We start from the raw sequence: 23,584 nt of genomic DNA on the forward strand, positions 1-23,584 counted from the left end.
CAACAAGCGGGAACGGGGAGGTTAGCGCGAAGATGGCGAAGGACGAGGTTACAACGAAGACAAGGGATCTGGCCGCCTATGCCAAGGCAATCGGCGTCAAGTATTTCATGATTTCCTTCACCGACCTTTACGGCAGCCAGCGGGCCAAGCTGGTGCCGACAGAGGTCATCACCGAGATGGTCCGGGACGGGGCCGGCTTTGCCGGTTTCGCTACCTGGCTGGATCTCACCGCCGCCCACCCGGACATGATGGGCGTCCCCGATCCCGAGGCCGTCATCCAGCTTCCCTGGAAGCCCGAGGTGGCATGGGTTCCGGCCAATTGCGTGATGGAGGGAAAGCCGCTCGAACAGGCGCCACGCAACGTCCTGCGCCGCCTCATCGACGAGGCCGCGAAGGACGGCTTGCGGGTCAAGACAGGCGTCGAGCCGGAGTTCTTCCTGCTGACCCCGGCGGGCGACCAGATCGCCGACATCTACGACACCGCGGAAAAACCCTGCTACGATCAGCAGGCGATCATGCGGCACTATGACGTGATCGCCGAGATCGGCGAATACATGATGCAGATGGGATGGGAGCCGTATCAGGCCGACCACGAGGACGCCATCGGCCAGTTCGAGCTGAACTGGAAATACGACGACGTGCTGCAGACCGCCGACAAGCTGTCCTTCTTCAAGTTCATGCTGAAGTCGGTGGCCGAAAAGCACGGGCTGCGCGCGACCTTCATGCCCAAGCCCTTCAAGGGCCTGACCGGGTCGGGGATGCACGCCCATATCTCGGTCTGGAACCTCGACGGGACCGACAATGCCTTCGCCGATCCCTCGCACGAACTGGGCCTCAGCGAGCAGGGCCATCACTTTCTGGGCGGGATCATGACCCACGCCTCGGCGCTGGCGGCGATCACCAACCCGACGGTCAACAGCTACAAGCGGATCAACGCGCCGCGCACGAGTTCGGGGGCGACCTGGGCGCCGAACACCATGACCTGGACCGGCAACAACCGCACCCACATGGTCCGCGTCCCCGGACCAGGGCGGTTCGAGCTGCGCCTGCCCGACGGCGCGGCAAACCCCTATCTGCTGCACGCGGTCATCCTGGCCGCCGGCATCGACGGCGTGCGCCGGAAACTGGACCCCGGACCCCGCTGCGACCTCGACATGTACACCCAAGGCCACACCGTCACCGACGCGCCGAAGCTGCCCTTGAACCTGCTGGACGCCCTGCGCGCCTATGAGGCCGACACGGTCCTGTGCGAGATGATGGGCTGCGGCTTCTCGAAGGCCTATGTGAAGATGAAGCACCGCGAATGGGACAGCTTCGTGTCCCATTTCTCGCGCTGGGAACGGGAGCACACCCTGGACGTCTGAGATGGAGGAAGGCGATGCCCTCGGTTTATGACGAGATCGGCGGCGCGACCGCCCTGCGGGCTCTGGTCGGGCGGTTCTACGACCTGGTCGAAACCGATCCGCGCGGCGCCGTGATGCTGGGCCAGCACCTGCGCGGCCACGGCATCGCCCATGTCCGCGAGGAACAGTTCGCCTTCCTGTCGGGCTTCCTGGGCGGCCCCCGCCTTTTCGCCGAGCGGCACGGCCACATGAACCTGCGCGAGTTGCACGACCACCTGCCGATCCGCCCGCAGGAGGCCGAGGACTGGCTGGCCCTGATGGATCAGGCCATCGCCGACAACGGCCTTGCCGGCGGCGCGATCGAGCGCGCCCGCCCCGCTCTGCGCCGGGCGGCGCTGATGCTGGTCAACCGGGAGGCCGATGCCGGGACCGAGCTTGAGGCAGCGCAGGCTTCGGACCGGTAGAAGGACCGCTGCAACTGCGGGCCGCGCCATGCCGGCGGCATGGAAGGTGCGGGTTTTGTCGTGATGGCTCGACCTGCGGTTCGGGTTTCCCGGGACCCCCGGTTCGGACTGCCGCGCAGAACAGGCGCATCAGGCGGCGGGTTCCAGCGGCTGGTTCATCCATACGGCACCCACCCTCCGGCGCTGCAGGAGATGATGGAATCGCATATGGCCGATCCGCTGCTGGCCGAGCGGTCAGCCCATCAAGCCAAGGTCATCGCCCGGCAGTTGCGGCGCCTGTTCCATCGGCGGCCCAAGCGTTCGGTCCAGCGGTTCTGGCTGCGCCTGCGGCTGGCCAGAACCGACGAACTGCTGCGCCGGACGCGGCTGGCCTTGGCCGGGGTGGCCGCGCCTTACGGCTTTGCCAAGGCGGCGCGTTTCGCCCTGTTATGCAAACCGGAAGCGCGAGACCCCGACGGACCGGTGCCGTCGGGGCTGGGGGCGGCTGATTTGCGGCCCTTCGGGCAGGGACCGGCCGCAGGCCATCATCGCGCCGGACAGGACCGGCGCGACGGCCCTGTTCGTCCTATTTCGCGCGGATGGCGAAAAGCTTGCGGACGGTTTCCTCGGTCTTCCAGATGCCATCGAAGCCGGCCTCGACCAAGAAGGTATCGCCGGCGACATAGGTTTTCGGCTCCTGGTCCTTGTCGGTCAGGACCGCCCTGCCCTCGAACATGTGGATCAGCTCATCAACCTCGTACTTGACGCGGTAGCTTCCGGGGGTCGCCTCCCAGTAGCCGGTCAGGTACTTGCCGTCGTCGGACTGCCGCTCGATCCAAGTCTTCATGGTCGGCGAGCCTTCGACCGGCTGCCACCAGTCCAGATCGGTGGTGATCGGCTCGACATTCGGTTTCTGGTAGCTGCCGAACTTGATGATGGCCATGGTGATGCTCCTTTTCTGCGTGTCATCCGGGTGCCGGACAGTCATGTGTCCGCCCGCGCCAGTATCGGCACGGGCGGACAGGGGTTGATCTGTCGGGGTGGTCAGCCCATGCGTTCGCTGGAATAGGAACTGGGCGAGGCCGGGAAGACCACCGTCTTGTTGCCGTTCAGGAAGACGCGGTGATGGGCATGGGCGTGGATGGCGCGGGCCAGCACCTGGCTTTCCACGTCGCGGCCGAGCGACACATAGTCCTCGGGCGACTGGGCGTGGGTCACGCGGATCGTGTCCTGCTCGATGATCGGGCCTTCGTCGAGATCGGCGGTGACGTAATGCGAGGTCGCCCCGATCAGCTTCACCCCCCGCTCATAGGCCTGCTTGTAGGGGTTCGCCCCCTTGAACGAGGGCAGGAAGGAATGGTGGATGTTGATGATCCGCCCCGACATCTTCCGGCACATCGCGTCCGACAGCACCTGCATGTAGCGCGCAAGCACGATCAGCTCGGCCCCGGTGTCCTCGACCACATCCATGATCCGGGCCTCGGCCTCGGGCTTGTTTTCCTTGGTCACCCGGATGCAGTGGAAGGGGATGTCATGGTTCACCACCACCTTCTGGTAGTCCATGTGGTTCGAGATCACCGCCACGATCTCGACCGGCAGCGCCCCGATCCGCCAGCGATAGAGCAGGTCGTTCAGGCAATGCCCGAAACGCGAGACCATCACCACGACCTTCATTTTCTGCGTCTGGTCGTGGAAACTGTAGGTCATGCCAAAGCGGTCGGCGATTTCCCCGAAACCCTCGCCCAGCTTGTCCAGCGTCGTCTCCTTTTCCGAGGCGAAGCTGACGCGCATGAAGAACTTGCCCGTCTGCGGGTCGTCGAACTGCGAACTGTCGGTGATGTGGCAATCGGCCGCCGCCAGATAGCCGGAGATCGCCGCGACGATGCCCTTGGTGGAATCGCAGGTCACCGTCAGGCAGAATTTCGTCATCAAGGCGTCGGCGCCCTGCGTCTGCCGCGGCGCGGGGGCAGGCGTGGTCTTCACCGGCTTGACCCCGGCCTCCGGGGCAGGGCCGCGCAGGGCGCGGCCTTCCGCCACGATCTGATCCGCTTCCATGATGTCTTCTCCTTTCATGAGCCCATTCCCTCGGGTTCGGGCAGATTGTTGGCGCGGCAGCAGGCGGTGATGGTATTGGCCAGCAGGCAGGCGATGGTCATCGGCCCGACCCCGCCCGGTACCGGGGTGATCGCCCCGGCCACCTGCGCAGCGCTGCCATAGTCCACGTCGCCGACAAGTCGGGTCGCGCCATCCTCCTCGATCCGGTTGATGCCCACGTCGATGACGGTGGCGCCGGGCCTGATCCAGTCGCCGGGGATCATGTTCGGCCGGCCCACCGCCGCCACGACGATGTCGGCACCCCGGCACAATTCAGCCAGGTTCCTCGTCCGGCTGTGGGCGATCGTCACCGTGCAGTTCTCGCGCAGCAGCAGTTGCGCCATCGGTTTGCCGACGATGTTGGACCGCCCCACGACGACCGCGTGAAGGCCCGACAGGTCGCCCAGCCGGTCCTTCAGCATCATCAGGCAACCCAAGGGCGTGCAGGGCACCATGGCCTTCTGCCCGCTGCCAAGCAGCCCGACGCTGAGGACATGAAAGCCGTCCACGTCCTTCGCGGGGTTGATCGCGTTGATGACCGCATCGCTGTCGAGATGGCCGGGCAGCGGAAGCTGCACCAGTATCCCATGCACGGCAGGATCGGCATTCAGCCGCGCGATCACCGCCATCAGCTCATCCTGTGAAATCCCGGCCGCCAGCTTGTGCTCGAAGCTTTCCATCCCCGCGGCGCGGGTCTGGATGCCCTTGTTGCGGACGTAAACCTCGGAGGCCGGGTCTTCGCCGACCAGCACCACCGCCAGCCCCGGCACGATCCCGTGCTCTGCCTTCAGGGCAGAGACGTGATCCGCGACCCGCGCCCGCAGCCCCGCGGCAAAACTCTTTCCGTCGATGATCGAACCCATTTTCCTCCCCCTCAGACAGCAGGGATGCTTTTCCGGCCCGCGCCCCTCGGGGCGCGGATGGTTCCGTTGCCACCGCTGCCATATCAGGCGCGGGGACGTTCCTTCTTGGGATCGTAATGCGGGAAGGCGGTGACGCGCGCCCCGATCCGCTTGAGATGGCCGTCGAGCCGCCCCACCTCGACCTCGGTCCCCTGCTCGGCATGGGCCACGTCCACCCGTGCCAGCGCGATCATCTGCCCGTCCCGCGGCACCCGCATGGCCGAGCAGATCTCGCCCACCTGCGCCCGGCCGATGCGGATGCAGTCGCCATGCCCGACGCGTTCCTGCCCGTCGATCATCAGGCCCACGAACTTGCGCGACGGATGCTCTTTGCGACGGACCAGCGCATCGCGCCCGACGAAATCGGCGGTCTTGGACTTGAGCGGCACGGTGAAGCCGACGCCCGCCTCGAAGGGGTCGGTCTGGTCGCTGAAGTCATAGCCCGCGAAGACCAGCCCCGCCTCGATCCGCACCAGGTCCAGCCCGGCCAGGCCCATGGGCCTGATGCCCAGGGGTTGGCCCGCTTCCCAGATCGCGTCGAACACGGCCTCGCCGTCGCGGGGGTGGCAGAAGACCTCGTAGCCGAGTTCGCCGGTATAGCCGGTGCGGGACACCACGACCGGCACGCCATCAATCCCGCCGATCCGGCCCACGGTGAAGCGGAACCAGCCAAGCTCCTCCAGCGAGGGCTGGTGCGGCGGGGTCCAGATGATCTGCGCCAGCAGCTCGCGCGATTTCGGGCCTTGGACGGCCAGGTTGTGCATCTGGTCGGTGGACGACCGGATCATCACGTTCAGTCCCAGCCGCGCGGCTTCCTCGCGCATCCAGGCGCCGCCCTCGTCGCTGCCGCCGATCCAGCGGAAGTTCTGGTCGCCCAGGCGGAACAGGGTGCCGTCGTCGATCATGCCGCCATGCGGATAGCACATCGCGGAATAGACCACCTGCCCATGGCCCAGCTTGCTTACGTCGCGGGTCAGCACCCAGTTCAGCAGCCCCTCGGCATCGGGACCCGTCACCTCGAATTTGCGCAGCGGCGACAGGTCCATCGCCACGACGCCCTCGCGGCAGGCCCAGTAGCTTTCCACCGGATCGCAGCCGGGGAAGCTGTTGGGCAGCCAGAAGCCGCGGTATTCGACGAAGTCGCGCGTCATGGCGGCGAATTTCTGGTGGAAAGCGGTTTCGCGCGTCATGATCGGTTCCGAGTCAGGGGTCGGACGCCAGGCGACGGCACGCTGGAAACGTTCGGTCGCGGCATAGGTCCGCAGGTGGATGTCGGTCAGGGTCCAGCCGTTCGCGGCGGTGGTGTCGTCGGGGCAGGCCGAGGACACGCAGACGATGTCGGTCAAGGCCCGCAGCATCACATAGTCGCCCGGCCGGGACCACGGCTCGTCGGCATACATGACCCCATGCGCGTCGATGCCGGTGTTGAAGAAGAAGTTGGCCGCCATCCAGCCGCGCCGCGCCGGCACCCCGTATTCCGCCAGCGCTGCGTTGAAGTTGTCGGTGCAGTTGGCGTGGCCCGGATAGCCGATGTCGTCATAGTATTTCGCCGCGCAGGCCATGGCGAAGGCGTCATGCCGCCCGCAGGTATCCTGCACGACCTCGATCAGCGGGGTCAGGTCATGGTCGTAGTATTTCGCGTGCAGCCCCGGCATCGGATAGGAATGCCCCATCAGCGTCCGCGTCGAGGTCACGTCCAGCGGGTTGAAGATGCCGCGATCCACCTTGCGGGCGTCGAAGCACTGGAAATCCGTGCATTGCCGGCCATCGACATCGATGATCTGCAGGTATTCGCCGGCCCGGAGCAGATAGGCCTCGGCCGTCGAGGACTTCACCCGCAGGTCAAGGACGGGGTCGGCCAGCGGATCGGCCAAGGCGAAGCTGCCCGCCTCGCGCGGTCTGGCCCGGTTCACCAGCAGGGTCAGGGGCGTGGCGGTGTCCTGCCGCTCGAAGTCCATCGCCTCGCCCGGCGCGGCGACCACCAGCCATCCCTCGGCCTGCGCGGTGAAATCCGCCCGGTCGCCTGCGGTGGAACGGTCGCCGAAAAGGCCGATGGCACGGGCCTTTCCGATGTCGATCCCGCGCGCGGCCATGCCCTTGCGAAGCCGGTCGAGACCTGGCTGGCCCGAGGCCAGCAGCGCCCGCAGCCCGTCCGCGGGCACATCGGCCGCGGCCCCCAGGATGCCCGCGTCAAGGCGGCCATCCCGGTGGGCGGCCAGCAGCTCGGCGCGCTGCCCGCCCTCGTCGTTCATGATCTCGATCCGGTCGCCGGCCAGGACCGGCACCATCACGGCGCCCGCCCCCGGAACCGAATAGCGTTCCTGCGCCGGGGCGAGGTTGTAGCTGGCGACCCGGCGCGAACGCGTCGCCTGCGGCGGACCGGGCCGAAGCAGCCGGTCATAGGGAAGGGACAGCATGTCAGGCCCTCACGCCGGAAGAGAAAGAAGGCGGCAATCCTGATCCATCGCCGCCGGCTGGTCCCGAAGGATTTTCTCGTCCTTGTGGGGCGCGGATTCGTTCTGGAGATAGGTCTCCATGCTGTCGTCCAGCGCATCCTTCCAAGGCGTGTGATGCACCGGCGCCATCGTCCCGGTGATGACCGAGCGGTAGCAGTTGTTGCGGAAACCCATGATGTCCTGAGCCTTGTGCTTCTTCCATTCGAAGAAGGCCTTGCAGGCACCATCGACATCAAAGCTGGGATAGTCGGTCTCGGCGATCAGTTCCTTGACGTAGTCGCCCTGGTACTGGATCGCATATTTCACGTCGTCCGAGGCTTCCTCGCGCGCCTCGCGCTCGGCCACGTCGGCCAGCATCACCTGCTTGTCCGCCGGGATGGCGATGCGGTCCAGGATGATGTCGCGGACATACCAGGCTTGGGCGTCGAACATGTTGAAGGTGAACCACTGGTCCTGCATCCCCAGATAGAACATCCTGGGATTGTGGACATAGACCACCCCTTTCCACAGGTCGGCGGTCGCCAGCCGGTTCTTCGTCTTCAACCGCAGGTCGTCGGGCAGGAAGGGGAAATAATGCCGGTAGCCGGTGCAGAGGATGATGGCATCCACGTCCTTGCTGCTGCCGTCGGCGAAATGGGCGGTCTTCCCGTCGATATGCGTCAGCGCCGGCTTTTCGTCCCAATTATCAGGCCATTTGAAGCCCATGGGGGCCGAGCGATAGGAACTGGTGACGGATTTCGCGCCGTATTTCCAGCATTGCGAGCCGATGTCCTCGGCGGAATAGGACGCGCCCAGGATCAGCACGTCCTTGCCCGAGAATTCGCAGGCGTCGCGGAAATCATGGGCGTGGACGATCCGGCCCTTGAACTGCGCGAAGCCCGGATATTCCGGCACGTTCGGGCTTGAGAAATGGCCCGAGGCCACGATCACGTTGTCGAACCGCTCCTTGTAGACGCGGTCCGCCTTCATGTCGTGGATGGTGATGGTGAAATCATCGGCCTCGGCGTCGTATTCGACCCAGCGGATGACGCTGCTGAAGCGGATCCAGTCGCGGACGCCCGCCTTCTTCACCCGGCCTTCGATGTAATCGAACATCACCGGGCGCGGCGGATAAGAGGCGATCTGCTTGCCGAAATGCTCCTCGAACGGATAATCGGCGAATTCCAGCCCTTCCTTGGGACCGTTGGTCCAGAGATAGCGATACATCGAGCCATGCACCGGCTCGCCATTCTCGTCGACGCCGGTGCGCCAAGTGTAATTCCACAAGCCTCCCCAGTTCGCCTGCTTTTCAAAACAGACGATTTCCGGGATCTCCGCGCCCTTCTGGGCCGCAGATTGAAAGGCGCGCAGTTGGGCAAGCCCCGAAGGCCCCGCGCCGATGATCGCGATGCGCTTTGTCATGTGGTCCGTTCTCCTCCCCAGGATGGTCCGACCAGTTTTCAAAAGTGGTTCAATAACCCTGAACCAATCAGACCATCCCTTTCCCGATCTGGCAACAGATTTCTTGGCCGTACCCGGATGCGGCGATTTGCCGCTGTTCTTCAAGGAAATCGCGCTATTGTCGCGGGGATGAACAGGACCAGCCTTGCCCAGAGACTCGCGGTCGGCGCATCCCTGCCACGTCTTGGGGCGGCGGATCGCGCCCCGTTGCGAATCGGTTTCCTCACCCCCTTGTCCGGCCCCGAAGAGCCTTGGGGCCGCCCGGGACTGGACGGGTGCCGCATCTGGATGGACTGGATCAACGCGCGCGGCGGCCTGATGGTGGCCGGCAAGCGGCACCGGGTCGAGATCGTCGCCCATGACAGCGCGCAAGGACCCGAGCAGACCCTGCAGGCCGCGCGCGACATGGCCGAGCGGCTGCATGTCCGGCTGATCCTGACGCTGGGGGGCGACAGCTTCGCGGCCGCCATACCCTACCTGATGCAGCGCCGGATGCTGGTGGCGACGTTGCTGCCCTCGGACCTGACTCCCGACACGCCCTTCCTGATCGCCCCCGTCGAGGTTCATCCGTTCTTCAACGCGACCGGAGTCGAATGGCTGGCGCGGCAGTTGCCCCCTGCCCGCCGCGTGGCGCTGTGCACCCAGACCGACAGCCTCGGCCTGCCGTCGCTGGCGGTCTATCGCACGGCCTTCGATGCCGTCGGCTGGTCGCGGATCAGGGAATTGCGCTATGCCCCGCGCGAGGGCGATGCCGACGCGATCGTGGCCGCGATGATGGCGGATGATCCCGATGTGCTGTGCTGGTGCTCATCCACCTCGCCGATGGTCCATGCGCTGACCGAGGCGGCATGGCGGCGCGGCTTCAGGGGCCAGATCCTGTCCTGCGTGGCCGATGGCTATCCGCGCCTGATTGCCCGCACCTCGCCCGAGTTCATGGAAGGCTACACCTTCCAGTTCCCCGATTTCGACGACCCGATGCTGGCCGACGTCCCCTTCTTCTTCCGCCAGCCACAGGCTTTCTTCGAGGCATACAACGCCCGCTTTCCGGGGGAATGGGGCGCGGTGAGCTGGGAATACGCCTCGATCCTGGATCTGTGGCACGGGGCGGTGGAACTGGCAGACACGGTCGAGCCGGCCTCGGTCCTGGCGGCGATGAAGCGCACCCAACAGGTTCCCCATGCCTTCGGTCCCGCGCGCTGGACCGGACGCGAGCTGTTCGGCACCGACAATGCCCTGATCGGCGACTGGCCCGTGGTGGCGATCCGGGACGGCCGCGCGCGCATTCAGGAATTCGGCTCGGTGCTGGACTGGCTCGATCGCCACGGCGAGGCGCTGGCCCGGCAACTGGACGGACTGGGCCAGTCGTGGCACCAGCGCCTGCGCCGCCAGATCAGCCGTCCTGAAGCAGCAGCTTCTGATCCTCGATCAGCCCCAGCTTCATGAATTCGCAGGCTTCCTCGATGTCGCGGGCGGTAATCGCGTTGAACAGCGAATTATAGCCGCGCTGATAGCGGGCGATCCGGTCCGGCGTCAGGTGGCGGCGATACATGGCGGCGCGGAAGGACTGTCGCCGGGCGTCCAGCACCAGGTTGTAGCAGGCGATCAGCAGCGGGTTGCCGGTGCCCGCCGCGATCTGGCGGTGGAACTCCTCCTCCAGCCGGACGAAGGCCATGGCGTCCACCTGCACGGCCTCCATCTGCGACAGGGTCTCGCCCAGGGCCTCGATCTGGCGGGGGGACATGCTGATGATGGCCAGGCGGATCATCTCTGGCTCCATGATCCCGCGCATCACCTGCAACTGCAGGGGACCGGTTTCCGCAGCCACGGCGGAAGCCGATTCCTTGGCGCCTTCGGGATCGAAGGTCACGAACGACCCCGACCCCGCCCGCCGGCGGATCAGGCCTGCGGCCTCGACCTGATCCAGCGCCTCGCGCACGGTGTTGCGCGCCACGCCCAGGTCCTGCGCCAGCTGGCGTTCCGAGGGCAGCCGCTCCTCCAGCCCGTATTCCTGCGACACGATCCGCATGGTCAGCGTATCGACGACATACTGGACCGTCTCTCCCAGCATCGGGGCATTGCGACGGGCCGCGGGAATTACATGACTGGAGGACATCGCCTGAGAGTTCCGTGGTATTGCACCATGCCGGGCGAGCCGGACGGCTCAGCCCCTAGTTACGCGTTCGGGACCGCGATCTCCAAGGAGAGACTGCCGGATAAACGCGGCCTTCCCCGGATCGACTGCCCTTGCCTTTCCGGCAGGACCCGGCGCAGCCCTTCAGGACCTCGTCCGGGATCGTCCGCTTGTCGGCTGGTGCCGAAAACGATCGCGATAGTGATTGACCGCACCGAAGGGGGAAGCATGGCATGATCCTCGCCCTCTTCGGCTTCCTGCTGCTGGTGATCCTAGCGCTGCTGGTCGTCGGCATGTTCATGGAAACCAGCGCCGCGATCCTGCTGATGGCGCCCGCAGCCGCCCGCTATGGCATCGATCCGATCCATTTCGGCATCGTCGTCATCAACATCGAGATCGGCCTGCTGACCCCGCCGCTTGCCGCCAACCTCTACGTAGCCGCGCTGACGAACCGCATTCCCATCATGGCGCTTTTGCGGCAGAATGGGCGGTTCCTGCTGGCCTGCCTGATCATGCTGGCGGCGATCCACCCAAGTGCCCGGCATCGCGCTGTGGTACTATATCCCGCCAAGAGTGCCGGTGCCCCGCGCACTGCTGTTCCACGAGGACGCCGCGCTGCTGGGCACACCCTTCTACCTGATGGACTTCGTCGAGGGCCGGGTCTTCTCCGACGGCCGCCTGCCTGACCTCTCCCCGGCCGAACGGCGCGAGGTCTACCTGTCGATGGTCCGCACTCTTGCCCGGCTTCACCGGGTCCGGCCGGACGAGATCGGCCTGTCGGACTTCGGCCGCCCCGGCGACTACTTCGCCCGCCAGATCCACCGCTGGACCAGCCAGCTCGAGGCCTCCTCCTTCGCGGAGGACAGGGTGCTGCTGGCGCTGTCGGAACGGCTGGCCGAACTGCAGCCGCCCGACGACGGGCTGTCCTCCATCGCCCATGGCGACTTCCGGCTGGGCAACATGCTCATTCACCCGACCGAGCCCCGCGTGATCGCCGTCCTCGACTGGGAACTGTCCACCATCGGCCATCCGCTGGCCGACCTCGGCTTCGCCGCCATGCCCTTCCACACCAGCCCGGACGAATACGGCGGCATCCTCGGCGCCGAAACCGAGGGCATCCCCACCGAGGCCGGGTTCTTCGAAGCCTACCGCGAGGTCCACCCCGAGGTTCCCCCGCCCCAAGCCTTCCACATCGCCTTTGCGCTCTTCCGCTTCGCGGTGATCTTCACGGGCATCGCCGACCGCGCCGCCCAGGGCACCGCCGCCGACCCCGAGGCCGCCCGCTACGCCCCGCTGGCGGGCCGCTTCGCCCAAAGAGCCTGGGAGGTGCTGGGAGAAACGCCGCCCGAAGGCTGATCCGGCCCGACCGGGAGAAAGGCCGGCGGCATCCCTGCCGGCCGATGCCCGTGGATCAGCCGCAGCGATGCGGCAAGGCAACCCGCCGCCAGCGTCAGCACGCCCTCACCCGAGGCGCGAGAGGCAACAGGCGGCGCCCGTGACAGCAGGAGCGTGCCGGCAGGCCGGAGTGTCCGAACAAGCGGTCTGCGCTGTCGCTGGAAGCGCGCGGGGCTGGACGCGGCACCCCTGATGGCGGGGGCTTTCACGGGCAGGCGGGAGTGCCGCGACAGGCAGTCCCCGCCGCCGCCTCAAGCGCCAGAGGCTGAACGCTGCGACAGGGTCCTCGCAGGCGGGAGTGCCCGAGCGCAGCGCCGCCCCCAACGCGCGGCGCAGGGTTGCGCGCGGGCGGGATCGCTTCCTCAACAGGCGATCTGCGCGGTCGCCCGCAGTTCCCCGGCGGTGGCGGTGCCGAGGCCGAAGAACTCCAGATAGGCCGGGATCATCTCGAACAGCATGTCGGTCCCGACCTGGTACCGGCAGCCCCGCGCGGCCGCCGCCCGCAGGAAGGGCGTCATCCCGGAACTCAGCACCACCTCGCCCACGAAGGCCGAGGGGTCGATGCGCTCAACGTCCAGCGGCAGCGGATCGCCAGGACGCATCCCCAGAGGCGTCGCGTTCACCACGATGTCAAAGCCCGCCGGATCATTCCGGCCCGGCGTCAGCCGCAGCGCCGGGTAATGCGCGGCCAGCCGCCTGGCCAGCGCCTCCATCCCCGCGCGGTCCGGGTCATACAGCGCCAGTTCCGCCGCCCCTGCCCGCGCCAGCGAGGCCGCGATCGCGCGGCCCACCCCCCCGCAGCCGACGACCAGCGCGCGGCGGCCCTCGATGGACTGGCCTTTGCGCAGGACGCCGCGCACGAAGCCCTCGCCGTCGAACTGGTCGGCGGTGAGCCGCCCGTCCGCCTCGGCCCGCACCGCATTGGCAGCCCCGGCGATGGCGGCAGTGGGGGTCACATGATCCACAAGGCCCATCGTCCTGACCTTGTGGGGCATCGTCACAAGCGCACCACGGATGTTCGACAGACGGAAGACCAGCGGCAGGAAGGCCGGGTAGTCCTCGGGTTTCACGCCCATGGGCACCACCACCGCGTCGATGCCGCGGGCGCCGAACCACGGGTTGTAGATCATCGGCGCCTTGAAGCTCTCGGTCGGATAACCGAGATGCGCCACCAGCGCGGTCCGCCCCGAGATCAGGGGCATGGTCGGAAGGGCCGCGTCCATCAGTGATGCGCCAGGATCTCGCCCAGGAAGGCGCGGGTGCGTTCGTGGCGGGGGTTGCGGAAGAAGGCCTCGGGCGCGTTCTCCTCGATGATCCGGCCGTCGGACATGAAGATCACCCGGTCGGCGACCTGCCGGGCGAAGCCCATCTCGTGGGTGACGCAGATCATCGTCATGCCGTCATTCGCCAACCCGATCATGGTATCCAGAACCTCCTTGACCATCTCGGGGTCCAACGCCGAGGTCGGCTCGTCGAACAGCATGGCGATCGGCTTCATGCAGAGCGCGCGGGCGATGGCGACGCGCTGCTGCTGGCCGCCGGAAAGCTGCGCGGGATACTTGCCCGCCTGGTCGCCGATGCGGACGCGGTCGAGATAGCGGCGGGCGGTCGCCTCGGCCTCGGGTTTCGACACGCGGCGGACGCGCATGGGGGCCAGCATGCAGTTTTCCAGCACGGTCATGTGCGGGAACAGGTTGAACTGCTGGAAGACCATGCCGACCTCGCGCCGCACCCGGTCGATGGCCTGCGGGTTGTCGGTCAGTTCCGTGCCGTCCACCACGATGCGGCCCGCGTGGATCGGCTCAAGGTGGTTGATGCAGCGGATCAGGGTGGACTTGCCCGAACCGGATGGCCCGCAGAGCACGATCTTCTCGCCCCGCCGGACGGAAAGGTTCACGTTCCGCAGGGCGTGGAAGTCGCCGTAGTATTTCTCCACCCGCTCCATGCTGATCAGGATGTCGTCCGGCATGGCGTCACGCCCCGGTCAGCGAGGCCAGCCGCCGCAGGCCAAGGCGGTAGCCTTCCGTCCCGCAGCCCACGATCACCCCGTTCGCGCGCAGGCTGACATAGGAATGATGGCGGAAGCTTTCGCGCTGGTGGACGTTCGAGACATGGACCTCGATCACCGGCCCGGCAAAGGCGTTCAGCGCGTCGAGGATCGCGATGGAGGTATGGGTGAAGGCGCCGGGGTTGATGACGATGCCCGCTGCTTTCTCGCGCGCCTGATGGATCCAGTCGATCAGTTGCCCCTCGTGGTTCGATTGCAGGAAGCGGATGTCGAGGTCCAGATCGGCGGCGAGGCGAGCGCAGTCGCGTTCGACGTCGGCCAGCGTCTCGTGGCCGTAGATCTCGGGCTCGCGCTTGCCGAGCAGGTTCAGGTTGGGTCCGTTCAGGATGAAGATGGTGCGGGGCATGGCGTCCTCGGGTGATGCCCGGCGCCGGGGCGCCGGGCGAAAGCGTTACTGCGTGACGGTATAGGGGATGCCGTCCATTTCGGCCGGGAAGTCGGGCGGGGAAAGCTGCATCCACTTGTCATAGGTCGCCTTGTAGGCGTCCGAAATCATGTGGCTTTCCAGGAAGCCGTTCAGCGCCTCGTTCCAGTCGGTCTCGCCCAGCCGGCTGCCGGCGCCGTTGTAAAGCGCAGTCAGCGGCATCTTGTTCTCGTAGACGCCCGGACGCGCGGCTTCCAGCCGCTGGATGTAGATCTGGTTGCCGCCGACCGCATCCACCTGCCCCGACAGCAGCGCCTGGATCGTCGCCGCGTCGTCGTCGAAGCGCAGGATGTTGGCCTCGGGCGCCTCGGCGGTCAGCGCGGTGTCCTGCGCTGCGGCGCGGGGGACGCCCACACGCTTGCCGGCGAGGTCCGCGCCGCTGGCCGCCGCCATCTCTTTCGGCGCCACGACCGAAAGCTGGTTGGCGGCATAGGGGCGCGAATACTGGATCGACTGGGCGCGTTCCGCCGTCATCCCCATGGTGGCGAACAGCACGTCCACCTTGTCGGTGGTCAGCGCCGGGATGCGGTTCGCGACCTGCAGCGGCACGAACTCGGCCTCGACGCCCAGGTATTCCGCAAAGGCGCGGCCCATGTCGGCGTCGAAGCCGTCCGCCTGGCCGGCCGAGTTGATGCACCCCCAGGGGCAGTTGTCGCCCTGGATGCCGACGCGGATCGTGCCCGAGGCCTTTGCCTCCTCGACCGTGCGGGCCTGGGCCGCCAGCGGCAGGGCAAGCGCGGCCATCAGCGCGGTGCCGGAAAGCAGTCTTGAGAACATGGTTCTTCCTCCCGTTTGTTATATCTCAGCGCGCGGTTGCGGCCGCGAGCCGTCTTTCCATCCGCCGACCCCACATCGACAGGGGCCAGCACAGCGCGAAATAGACCAGCCCGACGATGCCGAACACCAGCAAGGGACGGAAGGTCTGGTTGGACACGATCTGGCCCGCCCGCGTCAGTTCGATGAAGCCCACGATGGCCGCCAGTGACGTGCCCTTGAGCAGTTGCACCAGAAAGCCGATGGTCGCGGGCAGGGACAGTCGCAGCGCCTGCGGCAGGATCACGTCCCGCATGAGCGAGGCGTAGCCGAGGCCCAGCGCATGGGCGGCTTCAGACTGCCCCCTGGGCACGGCCTGGATGCCGCCGCGCCAGATCTCGCCCAGGAAGGCCGAGGCGTGCGCTGTCAGCGCCACCGCCACCGCGCCCCAGGCGGGCGGGCTGAACCCCAGCAGCGGCAGGCCGAAATAGACCACGAACAGTTGCATCAGCAGCGGCGTGCCCTGGAAGATGGCGATCCAGCCCGCCGCAAGCGCCGACAGCCAGCGTATCGGCGAGACCCGCGCCAGTGCCACGAGAAAGCCGAAAAGGATGCCTCCGGTGAAGCCGATGGCGGTCAGCGCCAGAGTCCACATCAACCCGCGGCCGAGGAAGGCAAGCTCCTGTGGTCCGATCATCGCGGTGCCCTCAGCGCGACGGCCAGGCGAAGGCGCGGCGGCCTACGGCGGCGAACATCAGCATCATCAGCCAGGACACGCCAAGGTAGATGACGGTGATGGTGAAATAGACCTCGAAGGTGCGGAAGGTGTCGCCGTCGATCCGCTGCGCGACCGAGGTGAGTTCAAAGGCGGAAATCGAGGTGGCGATGGATGTCGTCAGCGTCAGCATGATGAACTGGCTGACGAGGGAAGGATAGATCGACCGCATCGCGGGCCTGAGGATGATGAAGCGGAAGACCTCGGACCGGCGCAGGCCCAAGGCCAGCCCCGCTTCGGTCTGGCCCTGCGGAATCGCCTCGACGCCGCCGCGGATGATCTCGACCGCATAGGCACCGCCGTTGAGGCCGAGGGCCACGATGGCCGTCGCGGTCGGGTTCAGCCGGATGCCCGCCAGCGGCAGGGCGAAGAAGATGAAGAAGATCTGCACAAGAAAGGGCGTGTTGCGGATAACCTCGACGAAGGTGCGGACGATGGCATGGCCGATCCGGCTGCGGCTGCGAAGGACCGCGACGCCGCCGATGCCGATCGCCAGCGCCAGCCCCATGCCGGCCAGCGCAAGCCAGATCGTCCCCAGCGTGCCCCAGGCCAGTTGCGGCCAGCGTTCCAGCACCACCCCGAAGTCGAGTTGCACCATCGGCGTTCTTTCTTCCCCGCGCGTCCGGCGCGTTCCCTGCCGGCCACATATGCGCGAGGCGGGGGCGCAAGGTCAAAGACATTGCTTTCCGCAAACCGCCATTGCGACGGTCATGGACGATGCGGGCATCCCGATCCCGAAGCGCCGTTTACACCCCTTGCAGGCGAGCCATTGCCGCCAGTGGACCGGCACGGCGGCGGAACGGACAGGCGCTTCATCACCACGTCAATGCGGAAGCCGACACCGTCGCCGCAGACCTTCCAGTCGCCGCCTGGCCGGCCAATGGGTCGGACTGCCGGGACTGCGGCTGGAACTGCGACAGGATCAGTGAGCGCCGTTCCGGGGAAAGCCGCTTCATCCCTTCGCATCCTTTGAGGGAGTGCGTCCGCCCCCCGGTCCGTCAGGCAACCGGGCGGATCAGGACCGCACGAGGCGGGCTCAGGATATTCATGGGCGTCAGCACGCCGGGCATGGTCCTGCCGAAACTCGACAGGGGCTACCCGCCCTCATTCTTTTGCCCCCGGCCCCGCATCCGCTCCATCCGGTCGAACAGCGGCGCGAGCCGGCCCCGGTGATAGGTCAGCCCCTCGTAGACCGCATAGGCCCGGCGCGCCCAGGCCAGATAAACCTGCGGCCGCCCCGTTCGGGCGGCGAGCCAGGCCATCCGGTGCGATCCCCGGCTGATCGCCGCGCGGGTGCGGTAAACCAGCTTGCGGCGCCAGCCGATCCCCTTGGCCGAGGGCGTCACGCGCTTCACCGGCCGGATGCCGCGCTTCGCCCATGTCAGGCGATAGGCCAGCCCCTCGCGCCTTTGCCGGAACCCCGCCGCTTGGGTGCCCGCCACGAAATCGGCATCGACCTGCTGCAGGTCCAGTCGCCCCTCGGCCTGACCCTCGTCAATCAGGCGCTGGACCAGAGGCGCGCGCACGACCATGACATTGGTCCCCCGCCCGTCCGAGGAATAGGGCTCGACCCAGGCATCGCCGAAGCTGACGTCGGCCGTTTCCGCCACCACGTCGTCGCAGAAGTTGCAGGCCGGGTTCTGGAAATACCCCGCGCCCCAGTCGCCGTCGGCGAGGTGGAACCATTCGTTCTGGACAGTCGAGCCGTCGTCCAGTGTCAGATGCGCCGTATACCAGTTCGCAGGCCGGTTCGCGTCCTTCAGCCGGTATTCGACGGCGCGCACCCGGTCATGGTCCACGCCCAACTGCCAGGCAAAGCTCTGCACGAAGCGCGCACTTTTCATGTGGCCGCAGAAAAGGCCGAGGAAATGCGTGATCCGTTCCGCCAGCACCGCGTCCTGCGCGCAGGCCAGATGCACCGCCTTGATGAAGCAGGGGATGCCCACCACCGCATAACGGCCCGGGGTGGCGCGGACCTGATCCAGCACGGCAGCCAGGTGGATGGGGTGATAGCGCGACCGGGCGCCGGCGAGCAGTTCGTCCTGAGACCGGCTGATGCGGTAGCCAAAGAAGGGCTGGCCCGGCGCACCCGGATGGACGTGCAGCACGCCGTCGATCTCGCCCCGCCGCATCAGCTCGGCCGCGACCCAGCTCACCATGCCGCCGGAACTGCCGCCTTCGCGGAAGGGCGGCTCGGCAGCGGCACCCACATGGCAGGAGATGTAACGGCCCAGGCGGGCGTCGTGATGCGGGGCCTCGGGGAAGCGGGCGGCGGCGATCTGATCCTCGTCTGCGGCCTCGGGCGAGAAGGGGCAGAGTTGGGCAAAACCCTCACTGCGCCTGTGGGTGGCGGGGCCGGCGGGCTTCAACTGGCCGTAGTCGTCCCACGTCATGGTTGCGTCTGCGCCCGAAGCGCAGGCCCCGCACCCGATGCAAAGGCCCGAGCGGACGATCTGCGCAGGGCTGAGCGCCTGCGTCATGCCCGTCCCGCCAGCGCCGCGTCGAGCCATGCCGCCGACTGCGCCCGCAGGTCCGCGATCCGCGCCTGAATGGCGTCCGAGACCGGCTCGGCCAGCAGCGCGGTGACATCGGCGGGGTCGCGGTCCTCGAAGGTCAGGTGCCGTTCCGCCCCCAGCAGCGCGGTCAGGTCGCGGACCTTGGTCCAGCGGTAATCCGAGGGCGCGCAGACCAGCGGCTTGCCGTTCACCAGCGCAAAGCAGCAGCCGTGGAAATAGGTCGTGGCGACGGCCTCGGCCCCCGCCACCAGCGCCGCGAACTCCTGCGGCCCGGCGTCGAGCCGCTGCTCGTCCGCCCAGTCGTTGCGATAGCCGACGCTGATCGTCCGGAAGCCGCGCGCGCGGGCGGAATTCTGCACGCGGGCGGCGAACCAGTCGGGGACGTGGTGGCCATAGACCAGCAGGTAGGGCGGCCCCCATGCCGCCTCGACGCGGGGCGGGTTCAGCAGCACGGGGTCCAGAACCATCGCGGGTTCCTGCCCCGTGGCCCCCGCCACCAGCTCCCGACTGTTGTCATCGCGCACCGAGATCGCGTCCAGATTGCGCAGGCGTTCCATCCACTGCGGCTCGATGAAACCGGCGGCGTAGTTGCCGAAGCTCGCGGCATAGGTCACGACGCGCAGGGCTGCGATCCCCTCGCCCCAGAAGACGGGCTTGCCGCCATACCAGGGATGCGAGAGGTTCAGCACCTCGTCGCTGCCGATCACAGCCAGGTCCACCGGCAGCATCGCCTCGGGGGCCTCCAGGTCGAAGGGTGCCGACAGCGGCAGCGCCTGGAAGGCGTCAAGAAATTTCCGCAGCTTGCGCCCGTATTGCGCCACATCCGCGCGCGGGGACCGCTGCGGCGTCAGCGGCTGGAAGGCATAGCGCCACTCGCGCGAGGTCACTTCGCAGGAGTGGTGGTCCAGCAGCACAGCGTCATGCCCCCGCGCGGCGATAGCCTCGACCAGGCAGCGGGCCTGCCAATAGCTGCCGTAGTTGATGCAGCGGTGGAAGGTCAGGACGCCGACCCGCATCTATCGGCCGTAGATCCGGTCGATCACCCGCGCGACCGTCACCAGATGCCGCGCCTCGTCGTCGAAGCGCGCCCCTTGGGCCAGCCGCGTCAGCCAGTCCACAGCCGCGCGACCGCCCCAGTCGTCCGGGGGTTCGGCAAGGGATTCGGCGCGGATATGGTGATGCCGCTCGGCCCGCAGGTCGTAGAACGAGCCGTTGACGTTACGCAGGGATGCCCCGCCTTCGGTGCCGTAGAACTCGGCCGCGATCACCGCCTCGCGCCCGGCCTGCAACCCCCAGGAACAGGCGAGCCGCACCACGGTCCTGCCCGCAAGGTCCAGCGTGGCGACGGCGTAATCCTCGACCTGGGCCGCGGGATCGGCCAAGGGCGCGCCCTTGGCGTAAAGGCGGCTTTCGACGCCTTGGACCTCGGGCCAGCCGAGCGACCACAGCGCAAGGTCGATCAGGTGGACGCCAAGGTCCACGACGCAGCCGCCGCCCGAAAGCGCGGGATCATAGAACCACGGCTTGTCCGGGCCCCAGCCGTTGTGGAAGGTCACGTCCACGCCGAAGACATGGCCCAGGCTGCCCGCATCCAGCAGGGGCCGGATCGCCCCCATTGCAGCGGTCTGGCGATAGGACAGGTCCACGCCAAGCAGCCGGTCGACGCGCCGGGCGGCCTCCACCACCTTGGAGACTTCTGGGCCGGTGCGGCCCAGCGGCTTCTGGCAGAACACGGCCTTGCCCGCCTGAAGCGCCGCGATGGACTGTTCGGCATGGGCCGCGCTGGGGGTGGCGATGACCACCGCGTCGATGTCGGAGCCAAGCAGCGCGTTCAGCCCCTCGACCCGTCGCGCGCCGGGGGCGAGCGCCAGCGCCTCGGCGGCGCTGGTATCGTCTGTCTCGGCCACCGCGACGATCTCGGCCAGCCCGGCCTCGGCCAGCGCCGCCATCCGATGCCGCCCGATCCAGCCGGTTCCCAAGAAGCCCAAGCGCGGCCTCATGGTGCCATCCGCTTCGGTGTCGTGCTTCCCGAGGTGGCGGCAGTTGCGGCGTCTTCACCCCGCGCCCTCTGGCGCAGGGCCGCCAGCATCCCCGACAATGGATCGAGCGGACGGCTCACAGCGCCACCCATGCCTTCACGAAGGCGCCCGGCTTGTCGCGGGTGGCGGCCAGCGCCTCGCCCAGATCGTCCAGCGCATAGGTCCCCGTCAACAGCGGCCCAAGGTCCAGCCGGCCCGAGGCCAGCGCCTCGACCGCCGCCCGCAACCCCGCCACGCGGACGCCTGCGTCACGCTCATGCGCGCTGGCGATGTCGATGCCCTTCCAGTTCCACATCTGCATGTTGACCTGCCGCGGCCCGTTTTGGTGATAACCCGCGATCACCAGACGCCCGCCCTCGGCCACGAGTTCCCCCGCAAGGTCCAGCGGCCACTGCTTGCCCACGCATTCGATCACGCGCTCGGCCATGCGGCCATCGGTCAGGCGGCGCACGTCCTCGATGATGCGCCAGTGATCGTCCATCGTGATGGTCTCGGCAGCGCCCATCCGGCGCGCGAGATCAAGCGTCTCGGCCCGGCGCGACACGGCGATCACCCGCGCGCCCGCGTCGGTGGCCAGCCGCGTCAGGATCGCGCCCAGGAAGCCTACGCCGACGATCGCCACCGTCCGGCCAGGGCGCACGTCGGACCGGGCAAGGATGTTCATGGCGCAGGCAACGGGTTCCCCCGGAACCGGCATCCCGTCCAAAGCGGCGGGCAACGGCACCACCATCTCGGCTGGCGCAACGTCGTATTCGGCATAGGAGCGTTCCGTCAGCGCCGTCACCCGCCGGCCGATCGACAGTTCCTCGACCCCCTCGCCCACAGCCGCGATCCGGCCCCAGCCTTCATGGCCCATGCCGCCCGGGGCACCCGGCCATGTGGACCAGGGCTGGCCCTCCCAAGGCTCGACGTTCGAGGCGCAGACGCCGCAGCCTTCCAGCCGGATCAGAACCTCGCCGGGACCCGGCCGGGGCACCGGCACCTCGGCCAGGGAAAACCGCCCCGGTCCTTCAAGGACCGCCGCGCGCATGGTCTGGGTCATCTGCGATCATCCGCAACAAAATCAACGCCCGGAACCGGCTTGCTGCCCCGCCCCTTATCGGTGGCACAGTTGGCGAGGCCGTCATGGATCGAAAAGACCCCGTTCCCCCCGGCGACGGCATGAAGGAGCAACTGACCAGCAACATTGCCCGGCTGGTCGCCCGCCGCCGGCAGGAAGACGCGGCAGCCTCGCTGAGCGACCGCATAGCCGAATGGATCACCAAGGTCGCGGGCTCGATGGCCTTCATCCTGCTGCACCTCGCCTTCTACGGCGGCGCGCTGCTGATCCTGACGGACCTGATCCCCGTTCCCGTCCCCATCGGCGAGGGCCTGGGGCTGATCGGATCGTTCGCCTCGGTCGAGGCCATTTTCCTGTCGCTTTTCGTCCTGATGAACCAGCGGCGCGAAGAACAGCGCGCCGACGCCCGCGCCGACTTCACCCTGCATGTCAGCCTTTTGACCGAGGACGAGCTGACCAAGCTTGCCACCGTCATCCACCGGATGGCCGAGAAGCTGGAGGTTCCGATCGACGAGGAAGCCGCCGAGGAGGTCGAGAAGAACGTCGATCCCGAACAGGTGCTGGACGCGCTGGAAGATATCGAGGGGGACGGCGGCGCGCCCGGCCATCCCGCCCGTCACGATGCGGGGACCGCCACGGGCCGATCTTCCGCGATGAAGGCCTCGACCGCCTCATAGGCCTCGTCGTCGGTCATCTGCCGCGGCGGGTGCTTGCAGAAATACGCGGCGGGCGCGAGGACCGGGCCGCTCAGCCCTCGGTCGCGGGCGATGGCAGCGCAGCGGATCATGTCGATGGCGACCCCGGCCGAGTTCGGGCTGTCCTCGACCGACAGCCGCAGTTCAAGGTTCATGGGGACGCCGCCGAACAGCTCGCCCTCCATCCGCAGGAAGCACACCTTGTTGTCGTTCTGCCACGCCACGTAATCCGAGGGGCCGACGTGGATGTTCTCGTCGGCGATGCGGGTGGCGGCAACGGCCTGCACCGCCTCGGTCTTGGAAATCTTCTTGCTTTCCAGCCGCTTGCGACTGGCCATGTTCAGGAAGTCGGTGTTGCCACCGGTGTTCAACTGGTAGGTGCGGCACAGCTTGACGCCGCGCTTGGCGAACAGGTCCGTCAGCACGCGGTGGACGATGGTCGCGCCAAGCTGGGCCTTGATGTCGTCGCCGATCACCGGGACGCCCGCCTTCTGGAAGCGGTCCGCCCAGACCGGGTCCGAGGCGATGAAGACGGGGATGTTGTTGACGAAGGCCACGCCGGCTTCCAGCGCGCATTCGGCGTAGAACTCGGTCGCCTTCTGGCTGCCCACGGGCAGGTAGTTCAGCAGCACGTCCACCCCCGCCTTGCGCAGGACCGCCACGACCTCCTCGCGCGACGGCTCGGGCGCGTCCGAGGGCAGGAAGGTCCGCGCGTCAGGGTGGTCGGCCATGTGCTCGGCCACGCCATCGAGGATGCGGCCCATGCGCACCACGGCCCCCGTTTCCGGCACCTCGGGCGCAAAGACGGCCGTGCAATTCGGGGGTGCGAAGATCGCCTGCGCCACGTCGCGGCCGACCTTGCGGGCGTCGATGTCCCATGCGGCGACCACGCGGATGTCGTCCGGACGATAGCCTCCGAGGCTGTGATGCATCAGCCCCGAGGCATCGTTGCGCCCGGCATAGTGGGTCAGTCCCTGCACCAGCGAACTGGCGCAGTTGCCGACCCCGATGATGGCGATGTTGATCGGCATGTGGGCGTCTTTCATGCGG

23 protein-coding genes are annotated in these 23,584 nt (G+C 67.5%); 6 read left to right on the forward strand and 17 right to left on the reverse strand.

Going from position 1 to position 23,584, the window contains the following annotated elements; all coding sequences use genetic code 11:
• Positions 1-32 precede the first annotated feature (32 nt).
• Positions 33-1,364: a type III glutamate--ammonia ligase gene (gene glnT / locus JGR78_RS08790; protein ID WP_182790491.1), complete on the forward strand. Its 1,332-nt coding sequence runs from the start codon at positions 33-35 to the stop codon at positions 1,362-1,364.
• A 14-nt stretch (positions 1,365-1,378) separates the two neighbouring features.
• On the forward strand, positions 1,379-1,807 hold the full coding sequence (locus tag JGR78_RS08795) for a cyanoglobin (RefSeq protein ID WP_182790492.1): 429 nt from the start codon (positions 1,379-1,381) through the stop codon (positions 1,805-1,807).
• 565 nt (positions 1,808-2,372) lie between these two features.
• Here JGR78_RS08795 and JGR78_RS08800 read toward each other — a convergent pair.
• The 5 genes from JGR78_RS08800 to JGR78_RS08820 form a co-directional block, all read right to left on the reverse strand.
• Positions 2,373-2,729, reverse strand: coding sequence for a cupin domain-containing protein (locus tag JGR78_RS08800; protein WP_182790493.1), 357 nt, complete (start codon positions 2,727-2,729; stop codon positions 2,373-2,375).
• Positions 2,730-2,830: 101 nt separating this feature from the next.
• Entirely contained in the window at positions 2,831-3,715 is an 885-nt protein-coding gene (gene purU / locus JGR78_RS08805; RefSeq protein WP_182790821.1) for a formyltetrahydrofolate deformylase, read from the reverse strand.
• A gap of 140 nt (positions 3,716-3,855) precedes the next feature.
• Positions 3,856-4,743: a bifunctional methylenetetrahydrofolate dehydrogenase/methenyltetrahydrofolate cyclohydrolase FolD gene (gene folD, locus JGR78_RS08810; protein ID WP_182805781.1), complete on the reverse strand. Its 888-nt coding sequence runs from the start codon at positions 4,741-4,743 to the stop codon at positions 3,856-3,858.
• Between the two features lie 83 nt (positions 4,744-4,826).
• Entirely contained in the window at positions 4,827-7,199 is a 2,373-nt protein-coding gene (locus JGR78_RS08815; protein ID WP_182805778.1) for a DUF1989 domain-containing protein, read from the reverse strand.
• A 9-nt stretch (positions 7,200-7,208) separates the two neighbouring features.
• On the reverse strand, positions 7,209-8,639 hold the full coding sequence (locus tag JGR78_RS08820; protein ID WP_182790496.1) for an NAD(P)-binding domain-containing protein: 1,431 nt from the start codon (positions 8,637-8,639) through the stop codon (positions 7,209-7,211).
• Positions 8,640-8,807: 168 nt separating this feature from the next.
• Between JGR78_RS08820 and JGR78_RS08825 the strand changes: the two genes are divergently transcribed.
• A complete protein-coding gene (locus tag JGR78_RS08825; protein ID WP_182790497.1) occupies positions 8,808-10,121 on the forward strand; it encodes an ABC transporter substrate-binding protein in 1,314 nt (437 codons plus the stop codon).
• On the opposite strand, the gene JGR78_RS08830 is transcribed toward JGR78_RS08825, so the two are convergent.
• On the reverse strand, positions 10,069-10,746 hold the full coding sequence (locus JGR78_RS08830; RefSeq protein ID WP_234450691.1) for a FadR/GntR family transcriptional regulator: 678 nt from the start codon (positions 10,744-10,746) through the stop codon (positions 10,069-10,071). The genes JGR78_RS08825 and JGR78_RS08830 overlap by 53 nt on opposite strands.
• 296 nt (positions 10,747-11,042) lie before the next feature.
• Between JGR78_RS08830 and JGR78_RS18140 the strand changes: the two genes are divergently transcribed.
• Together JGR78_RS18140 and JGR78_RS08840 are read left to right on the forward strand one after the other, a co-directional pair.
• Positions 11,043-11,495, forward strand: coding sequence for a TRAP transporter large permease subunit (locus JGR78_RS18140; RefSeq protein WP_182790499.1), 453 nt, complete (start codon positions 11,043-11,045; stop codon positions 11,493-11,495).
• A complete protein-coding gene (locus JGR78_RS08840; RefSeq protein WP_234450692.1) occupies positions 11,389-12,165 on the forward strand; it encodes a phosphotransferase family protein in 777 nt (258 codons plus the stop codon). Before JGR78_RS18140 ends, JGR78_RS08840 begins: the two co-directional genes overlap by 107 nt.
• A gap of 401 nt (positions 12,166-12,566) precedes the next feature.
• Here JGR78_RS08840 and JGR78_RS08845 read toward each other — a convergent pair whose 3' ends face one another.
• The 10 genes from JGR78_RS08845 to JGR78_RS08890 all read right to left on the reverse strand — a co-directional run bounded on the left by JGR78_RS08845 (position 12,567) and on the right by JGR78_RS08890 (position 21,821).
• Positions 12,567-13,427: a shikimate dehydrogenase gene (locus JGR78_RS08845; protein WP_234450693.1), complete on the reverse strand. Its 861-nt coding sequence runs from the start codon at positions 13,425-13,427 to the stop codon at positions 12,567-12,569.
• Positions 13,427-14,173, reverse strand: a complete 747-nt coding sequence (locus JGR78_RS08850) for an amino acid ABC transporter ATP-binding protein (RefSeq protein ID WP_182802769.1) — start codon at positions 14,171-14,173, stop codon at positions 13,427-13,429. Before JGR78_RS08850 ends, JGR78_RS08845 begins: the two co-directional genes overlap by 1 nt.
• 4 nt (positions 14,174-14,177) lie before the next feature.
• The gene (gene aroQ, locus JGR78_RS08855; protein WP_182790502.1) at positions 14,178-14,618 is read right to left on the reverse strand and encodes a type II 3-dehydroquinate dehydratase; all 441 of its coding nucleotides are present in this window, start codon (positions 14,616-14,618) and stop codon (positions 14,178-14,180) included.
• Between the two features lie 45 nt (positions 14,619-14,663).
• Positions 14,664-15,473, reverse strand: coding sequence for a transporter substrate-binding domain-containing protein (locus JGR78_RS08860; protein ID WP_182802771.1), 810 nt, complete (start codon positions 15,471-15,473; stop codon positions 14,664-14,666).
• A 25-nt stretch (positions 15,474-15,498) separates the two neighbouring features.
• Positions 15,499-16,146: an amino acid ABC transporter permease gene (locus JGR78_RS08865; protein ID WP_182802773.1), complete on the reverse strand. Its 648-nt coding sequence runs from the start codon at positions 16,144-16,146 to the stop codon at positions 15,499-15,501.
• A 10-nt stretch (positions 16,147-16,156) separates the two neighbouring features.
• Complete coding sequence (locus JGR78_RS08870; protein WP_182802775.1) at positions 16,157-16,822, reverse strand: amino acid ABC transporter permease; 666 nt, start codon at positions 16,820-16,822, stop codon at positions 16,157-16,159.
• Positions 16,823-17,318: 496 nt separating this feature from the next.
• Positions 17,319-18,617: a Coenzyme F420 hydrogenase/dehydrogenase, beta subunit C-terminal domain gene (locus JGR78_RS08875; RefSeq protein ID WP_182802777.1), complete on the reverse strand. Its 1,299-nt coding sequence runs from the start codon at positions 18,615-18,617 to the stop codon at positions 17,319-17,321.
• 83 nt (positions 18,618-18,700) lie between these two features.
• Positions 18,701-19,756, reverse strand: a complete 1,056-nt coding sequence (locus JGR78_RS08880; protein WP_182790507.1) for a polysaccharide pyruvyl transferase family protein — start codon at positions 19,754-19,756, stop codon at positions 18,701-18,703.
• Positions 19,757-20,740: a Gfo/Idh/MocA family protein gene (locus JGR78_RS08885; protein ID WP_182802780.1), complete on the reverse strand. Its 984-nt coding sequence runs from the start codon at positions 20,738-20,740 to the stop codon at positions 19,757-19,759. It lies immediately after the preceding gene.
• A gap of 115 nt (positions 20,741-20,855) precedes the next feature.
• Entirely contained in the window at positions 20,856-21,821 is a 966-nt protein-coding gene (locus JGR78_RS08890; protein ID WP_234450694.1) for a zinc-binding dehydrogenase, read from the reverse strand.
• Between the two features lie 83 nt (positions 21,822-21,904).
• Between JGR78_RS08890 and JGR78_RS08895 the strand changes: the two genes are divergently transcribed.
• Positions 21,905-22,516: a DUF1003 domain-containing protein gene (locus tag JGR78_RS08895; RefSeq protein ID WP_182790509.1), complete on the forward strand. Its 612-nt coding sequence runs from the start codon at positions 21,905-21,907 to the stop codon at positions 22,514-22,516.
• Here the strand turns inward: JGR78_RS08895 and JGR78_RS08900 are convergent.
• Positions 22,456-23,580 (reverse strand): inositol-3-phosphate synthase, encoded by a 1,125-nt coding sequence (locus JGR78_RS08900; protein WP_234450695.1) that lies wholly within the window; start codon positions 23,578-23,580, stop codon positions 22,456-22,458. The genes JGR78_RS08895 and JGR78_RS08900 overlap by 61 nt on opposite strands.
• Between the last annotated feature and the right edge of the window lie 4 nt (positions 23,581-23,584).

Origin of the sequence: Paracoccus sp. MC1862 (genome assembly GCF_016617715.1) — a bacterium.
GTDB lineage: Bacteria > Pseudomonadota > Alphaproteobacteria > Rhodobacterales > Rhodobacteraceae > Paracoccus.